The sequence below is a fragment of the Pseudoalteromonas sp. TP27 genome, assembly GCF_056470645.1.
This window is the reverse complement of the sequence record NZ_JARDAK010000041.1, coordinates 1-6,674: the sequence shown is the minus strand read 5'-3', so window position 1 is coordinate 6,674 and position 6,674 is coordinate 1. Positions and strand designations below refer to the sequence as shown.

Annotated in this window: 5 protein-coding genes and 1 pseudogene; 4 read left to right on the top strand and 2 right to left on the bottom strand. The window is 30.2% G+C overall.

Translation table 11 applies throughout. The features are described 5' to 3' along the window. The first annotated feature begins 866 nt into the window (after window positions 1–866). From PX700_RS21270 to PX700_RS21260, 3 genes are read left to right on the top strand one after another with little or no spacing between them, the layout of a single operon-like run. Window positions 867–2,021 carry an HlyD family secretion protein gene (locus PX700_RS21270; protein WP_446701384.1) on the top strand — a complete coding sequence of 385 codons (1,155 nt, stop codon included), beginning with the start codon at window positions 867–869 and terminating at the stop codon, window positions 2,019–2,021. After that, a complete protein-coding gene (locus tag PX700_RS21265) occupies window positions 2,021–4,093 on the top strand; it encodes a peptidase domain-containing ABC transporter (RefSeq protein ID WP_446701385.1) in 2,073 nt (690 codons plus the stop codon). The genes PX700_RS21270 and PX700_RS21265 overlap by 1 nt, the downstream gene beginning before the upstream one ends. Further along, a complete protein-coding gene (locus PX700_RS21260; RefSeq protein ID WP_446701386.1) occupies window positions 4,087–4,935 on the top strand; it encodes a hypothetical protein in 849 nt (282 codons plus the stop codon). Before PX700_RS21265 ends, PX700_RS21260 begins: the two co-directional genes overlap by 7 nt. A 404-nt stretch (window positions 4,936–5,339) precedes the next feature. Here PX700_RS21260 and PX700_RS21255 read toward each other — a convergent pair. Continuing rightward, window positions 5,340–5,402: pseudogene (locus PX700_RS21255) on the bottom strand (DDE-type integrase/transposase/recombinase); the annotation flags it as partial. Window positions 5,403–5,904: 502 nt separating this feature from the next. Next, window positions 5,905–6,099 carry a hypothetical protein gene (locus PX700_RS21250; protein ID WP_446701387.1) on the bottom strand — a complete coding sequence of 65 codons (195 nt, stop codon included), beginning with the start codon at window positions 6,097–6,099 and terminating at the stop codon, window positions 5,905–5,907. Between the two features lie 219 nt (window positions 6,100–6,318). Between PX700_RS21250 and PX700_RS21245 the strand changes: the two genes are divergently transcribed. After that, window positions 6,319–6,674, top strand: a 356-nt coding sequence (locus PX700_RS21245; protein WP_479521874.1) for a transposase, incomplete at its 3' end; no start/stop codon positions are given.

Here is a 6,674-nt window from a genome sequence, read left to right as displayed (position 1 = left end):
CATAACATCACTATGCTTCTGCTCCATGGGAGCAGATCGCAGGATTGAGGAAAGGTTCAACTTATTTAGTCAACAACGCCATTAGCAACAAGTCCGACAAATCTAACCTTACACTCTAGGTTAAATGTCTAAATCATAAAACAATTGTTTTTTTCAAAAAAAGAATCTATACATGAAAACTTATTATATTCAATTTAAATTATCTATCATGATGATGAAATATTTTATACTGCTATTATAAAAACATTTATTTATATAAAACGCACACAGCAAAAAAGCACATAAAATAAATTGCATTAAAATCAATTAGTTTACGTTTATTTTAAATAAATATTCTTTTATATAATCACCAATAGAAATAATCTATTTTGTGTGATTTTCATCACATAAAACTCAAGTGTAAAAATAATTAATTGTTCCGATAAAATATAACCACACACGCCTCACGTAAAAACTGCTATATTGCATTCCGCTGACACTTCGGTCAGCAATGTATAAATGATTATATATTTGTTTTAAATAGGAATTACCACAAAATGAAAAAACTAACTCAAGAACAAAAAAAACAAGTTAAAGGTCGTTGGGTTGAAGGCGGTTCTGCTTGGAATCCTCTAGGCTGCTAATCCTGCCCTAAGAAAGGAGGGGGCTTAATGCCCCCTTTTTTATTATAAAATTTCCAGCTTCCTATTTCACTACGCAAACCATATAAAACAGGCTTTATTTCCTAAAAAACGATCCATTGCACCTCATCTTTTGAGTTCCATTTTTTGACTTGAAACCATTAGTTATTTGATACACTCCAATAATCCTGTTTGATAGGTTTAGAACAAAGAAAATTCACTATTAGGAAAGAAGGTCTATGAAACATGAACTCTAGCAAAAAAAAAATTCAATTAATTAGCTCTACTTTTGTGCTGACATGTATTATTGGCTTCATATATATCTATGAATACGATTTTTATGAAAAAGAATTAATTCAAGGAAAGCTATCTTTCAATTCATATAGCTCAATATATGCAGCAGAAAGCGGTTATATCACATATATAAATAATAGTTTTAATGTGAGTGAAAAAGATATATTAATATCTATTTCTAACTCTAATACCTTACTATCAAATCTTGATAATATCTCGTTATCATCACAAAACACAAAATCCATCAAATCAAGAATTGAAAGAAACAAGTCTGAATATTTAACCACTATAAAAAAACTAAATTCAGAAAAAGAACACTTTGAAAATAGTATTCGAATATTAACCAATCAACTAGAGAAATCAAAATACAACTATGAACAATTTCTAGAACTAAAAGAAACAGAAGAGTCACGATATGAAAATGATAAAAAAATATTACTAAAAGGTTCAATAAGTAAATTAGAGTTAGAGAATAGGAAAAAATCACTACAAAATATTAAGAATGAAGAAATAAAATTATCTCTAGATTTGTCCACTATAAAGACCGAATTATCTTTATTAAAAACAAAATCAAACAATGTAGTTGATGACATAATAACAAATGAATATACGTTTAATAGTACCAATGAAGTTTTAACAAATGAACTTATAACTTCGAATACAAATGAAAATTACAACTTAACATCTCCAATTTCTGGAACATTAAACATATCCGACCTATCAATTAATCAACTAGTTGAAAAAGGACAATTTTTAGGACAAGTGACACCTGACAATGTATTAGTAGCCACTTTAGATATCACTCCAAAAATGAAGGCTAATATCGATCATGGAGATAAAGTTATATTTTCAGTTGATTCATATCCTTATGTAGAATATGGATTTTTAATAGGTCATGTTTTAAATATAAGTCAAGTTAATGACCCTGAATTTAGTCATATTATGAAATTGAGCATAAATAAATCAAATAATTTCGAGTTAACAAAACTCAGACCAAACATGTCAATTCAAGCCTATATTAAAATAAACAAAACCTCACTCTTAAAATTACTTTTCCTGCCCATTAATAAAGTAATACATACAGATATTGCTCTGGAGAATTTATAATGAAAAAAGTTGAATTGGAACTTCAAGATGAGATGTCTGAATGTGGTCTAGCATGTGCTTCCATGATACTTAATAGTTATGATGTCTGTACTTCCCTATCAGATCTTAGACGTCAATATAAGCCTGATATCTCAGGATTATCTTTATATGATATTGAAAACATTCTATTCACTTATGGTATCACTGCATGTAGTTATGAAATCGAGTTCGAAAATATAGAACAGCTCAATTTACCTGCAATTGTTCAATGGCGGCATCAACATTTTGTAGTACTATCTAAAGTGACAAAAAAATATATTGAAGTATATGATCCGGCATTAGGCCGAAGAAGATATTACAACAAAACAGCTAAAGGTTTATTTAGCGGTTATATCGTTAATATAGAAGAAGTTATTTCTTTAGGCATAACAAAAAAAAACAAAATAGATCAAGAAAGTTTATTTAGTCTAGCAAAAAAAATCGATGGTTTGTCCTTTAGTATTTGTATAACAATTTTATTGATGATCATAGTTCAACTATTTTACCTGCTAACCCCAAAATTTTTGTCGCTAATTTCAGATTTTGTAATTAATAAGAGTGATATTGACATGCTTATTGTTATCGTAATCGGATTTTCAATACTATATTTTTTCGACTATTTAGCTCAAAGCATCTTAACCATAATAAAAAGCAATTCTATAACTGAGATTAATAATAATTTATCATCATACAGTTACAAAATTTTAGTTAAACAACCGGTTGGATATTTTCAACGCAGAAATGTTACTGATATAGTAAAAAGACTATCCATTATCAACGGCTACGGCGAACATCTTGTTAATAATTATATTAATCTAGTTGTTAGTGTCATTTTCTCTATAACTTTTTTAAGTATGATACATCTAATTTCAACAGAAATAGGCTTAATGGTAGCTTTGATTGCTCTAATATATACATCTATACGTATGATTTTCATAGGCAAAGTTGAAGGCTTACAATCAGCAGCAACCGCCTATGACACCAATAGAAACGAACAAATAAATAGCTACTATCAAGATATAAAATCAAACAAAATAAATGCTAGAGAATCATTTTATCTTAGCGAGTTAATTAAATTAAACAAAAGATATTTAAATAACTGCCAAAAACTCAATTCTTTGAAAGAAAATGGGGCATCCTTATCCTCCATAGCAAATAATATTGCAACTATTTTCGTGATTTATTTTTTTGTGAAAGACATATTTTTTGCCGCTCAAGGAGATAGCAGTATTGGAAATATGTTCTTGCTTTTCTTTTACAAAGAGTTCTTTTTTAGAAGTATAACTAATTGCATAGATTCTACATTAGAAATAAAAAGAAAAGAACCTGATTTCAAATTGATCTTATCACTTATTAATCAAAAGTGTGAAATGTACTCACTTGATAAAATTATTGATAAAATAGATCATATAGAACAAATAAGTATAAAAAATGGTAGTTTATCTTACTCATCCTTTTCAGAACCTGTTTTTGAAAACTTAAGCATCTCAATTAATAAAGGTGATAAAATAGCGATCATTGGAAAATCTGGAAAAGGTAAAACATCACTAGCGGCAGTTTTAAGCTCTATAACAGAATTAAGCAATGGTGAAATATATGTCAATAATAACAAGATTGAGAAATTTGGCATTAAAAAATATAGAAAATCTATAAGCGTCTCGTTTGCTGATGACACAATTCAAAACACAAGTGTTCAAAAAAACATTATTCAAGAACAAGAATATGATAAAAATCATTTTTATAACACATTACTAAGTGTTGGGTTAATCGATGAAGTTAATAACTTACACAATGGTGTTATGACATTATTAGGAAACGGAGGAGTTCAATTATCATCTGGTCAAAAACAAAGGTTATGTATAGCAAGAGCATTATACAAAAAACATGATGTATTAATTCTTGATGAACCTACATCACACCTCGATAGCAACAACTCTGAATTCATTTATAAGTTGATTAAAAATCATCAAGGCATTTGCATCGTGATTACTCACGATAAAACAATGCTAAATTATGTGAACTCAATATTTGATATTGAGGAATTAGCATGTTAGATAGATCAAAGCAACTGTTGCTTACAATAATCAGAGTCATACTTTACCTTTATTTTAAGTCTTTCAAAATTATATCTAAACACATCAGCAACTATAATTATTTCTTTCGAGAAAACTGCCGCTTAATTGACGAAAAATTACACTTAAATTACATTGACTTTAAATTTCATCAAGCAAGCATTGCAATCAGCCACCTAGAACATAAGCTTAGTTTAGAATACTTACAAAGGCTAAATAAAAAAATTGTTTGGAGTAACCCTATGCCAGATGTACGATTATATATGCTTACGCATAGCGGTTGCTATTATTCTGCTGTAGGATCTATCATTCTAAATCACAATCCTGGGTCGAAATTTATTGTTCCAGTGCTTCCTTCTATACTTGATAGCTTACCAGGCAAAAGCATCAAAAGGCTCGAACATCTTGGTTATATAGTTGAAGTAGGAAGTATTGATGACCGAAAATTTCTGATATCGATGCTTAAAGCCGCAAAAAAAGAGCATAATACAAAAATAATTATGTTTGTTGATCTTCCTTCATCGACTATGTCAAAAGGTTCTGTAAATCAAAACGTGTACTTTTTTAATAGAAAAGCTCGTCTAGTCGCAGGACATATAAATTTGATTATACAGGCTAGTCTTTCATATAGTTTAGTTAGTTACAATCATAACCCCTTTAAAACTGACTACATTCGGTGTACGTATGCTCATAGTTTTTCTCATGAATGCCATATTGATGATTTTCGCCAATTATTAACAAACGAGATTCAACATCTAATCAAGATATCACCAATAGATTGGCGATATCTTGATTTAACCGAATTCTATTTTCACCACCATTAGAACTGCCCATGAGTAGCCTCATTTTGAGGCTGACTCAAAGTAAACGTCGATAATAGAGGCTTGTTGAAAATAATTAGTAAAGTTAAATATCCCAACAATAAACTCAATTATTAATAAATAACCTCCACATTGAAAAAGTTACTTATAAAGGGAAATATCTCCCCCTTATTTAAAATTCACAATAATTCAAATCCTTAAATTGTTCATCAAGCCTGTTTTCTAATTTTGAGACCACCAGTAGCCACGGTATCATGCTCTGATTCAATGGTATTAGCGTACGAAGAAGCTTATCTATGTTTAACGTTTAGGTTGATTGTCTAAGCTATACGACCTCAAACAAGGCTTAATGAATAATTGATAAACAATCTATTTCTTTTTTGATAGAAATAAATGATAGCTTCTCCTTATTTATTAATTACCCTATAAAGATAAAACCATTTCCCTTTTACTCGAACATATGTCTCATTAAACTTCCTGAAAAGTCAATGGTAGTGAACTGATATTGGCATAATTTCTTACGTAATTCAGATGCAAACTCAATAAACCGCAAAGTGATTAACTGAAATATTGCGCTGCACAAACATATCATTAACATAACTTATTAGCGCTGTGGCACCATAACAAACAAAGAGATCAAAGGATAATTTGGCGTAAAACATTTCCAACCAAACCATAAATAAGCTATTGAAATAACATATTAATTAAGTGGAGGATGATAATTTTTACAACAACAGCTCAGCTACTACGTAAGACTAAAAAGAAGTGTATATGACTTCATAATAGATAAACTCTCATCAATCAAGACTATTAATATATTGGTATTCTTTTTTACACGTGAATCCACTATCTTCCTTCTTTGGTATTAATTGATTCCATTCAGCTAATTTATCTAATGAAACATATCCGTATATTTCGTATTTTTTACGTATCAAATGCAAATTAAGCTTCTTATGCAAACCTGATCTAGATTCAAATTTTTTCAACAACATTGGTTACACCGATACATTGAGACTCTTTTTTGCACTCAAAATTTAAGTTTTTATTCTTATCAATTTTGCCATGCCACCCTGATAAAGTTTCGAGTGAAGTAAACCCGTACATTTTATGTTTTTCAGCTTGTATAACTGCAATGGTTCGCATTTTCTTTTTTGGATGCTGACTCATATATACCCCCATTCAATAGTCACTTAAATAGACAACAAAAACACCCAAACGTTGTATTAAAAAGCAGACATTCAATCAAAAAAAGTCTATTTATCAAATATCTCAAGGAATTACTCCCATGCGATCACTTAGCTCTATTAGTGGCGTTGTTGACTAAATAAGTTGAACCTTTCCTCAATCCTGCGATCTGCTCCCATGGAGCAGAAGCATAGTGATGTTATGGGTAAATTGAAGAAGAAGATAACGAACTGGAATGAGTATAATGAAGCCTTGTGCAAACGAGGCTCAGTAACTTTTTGGATTGACGACTCAGCCGTTAAAGCGTGGCAATGCAAAAAACACCATGGCAAACGTGGTAGAGGCTTTCAATTTTCTGATACAGCTATTGAAACAGCTTTGATGATTAAAGGGATTTTCTCTCTCCCTTTACGGGCGCTTCAAGCTTTTATCGATTCTATATTTTCTTTGATGAACGTCCCTTTGCGATCCCCTAACTACACCAGTATTAGTAAGCGTTCAAAGACCGTTAAGGTCAAATATAAGAACAAATCTAAAGGTCCAGTTCGCCACATCGT

Excerpts from the sequence above, each read along its gene's own strand:
- PX700_RS21270 (WP_446701384.1), top strand. The coding sequence starts at position 867 with ATGAACTCTAGCAAAAAAAAAATTCAATTAATTAGCTCTACTTTTGTG.
- PX700_RS21260 (WP_446701386.1), top strand. The coding sequence starts at position 4,087 with ATGTTAGATAGATCAAAGCAACTGTTGCTTACAATAATCAGAGTCATA.
- PX700_RS21250 (WP_446701387.1), bottom strand. The coding sequence starts at position 6,099 with ATGAGTCAGCATCCAAAAAAGAAAATGCGAACCATTGCAGTTATACAA.
- PX700_RS21265 (WP_446701385.1), top strand. The coding sequence starts at position 2,021 with ATGAAAAAAGTTGAATTGGAACTTCAAGATGAGATGTCTGAATGTGGT.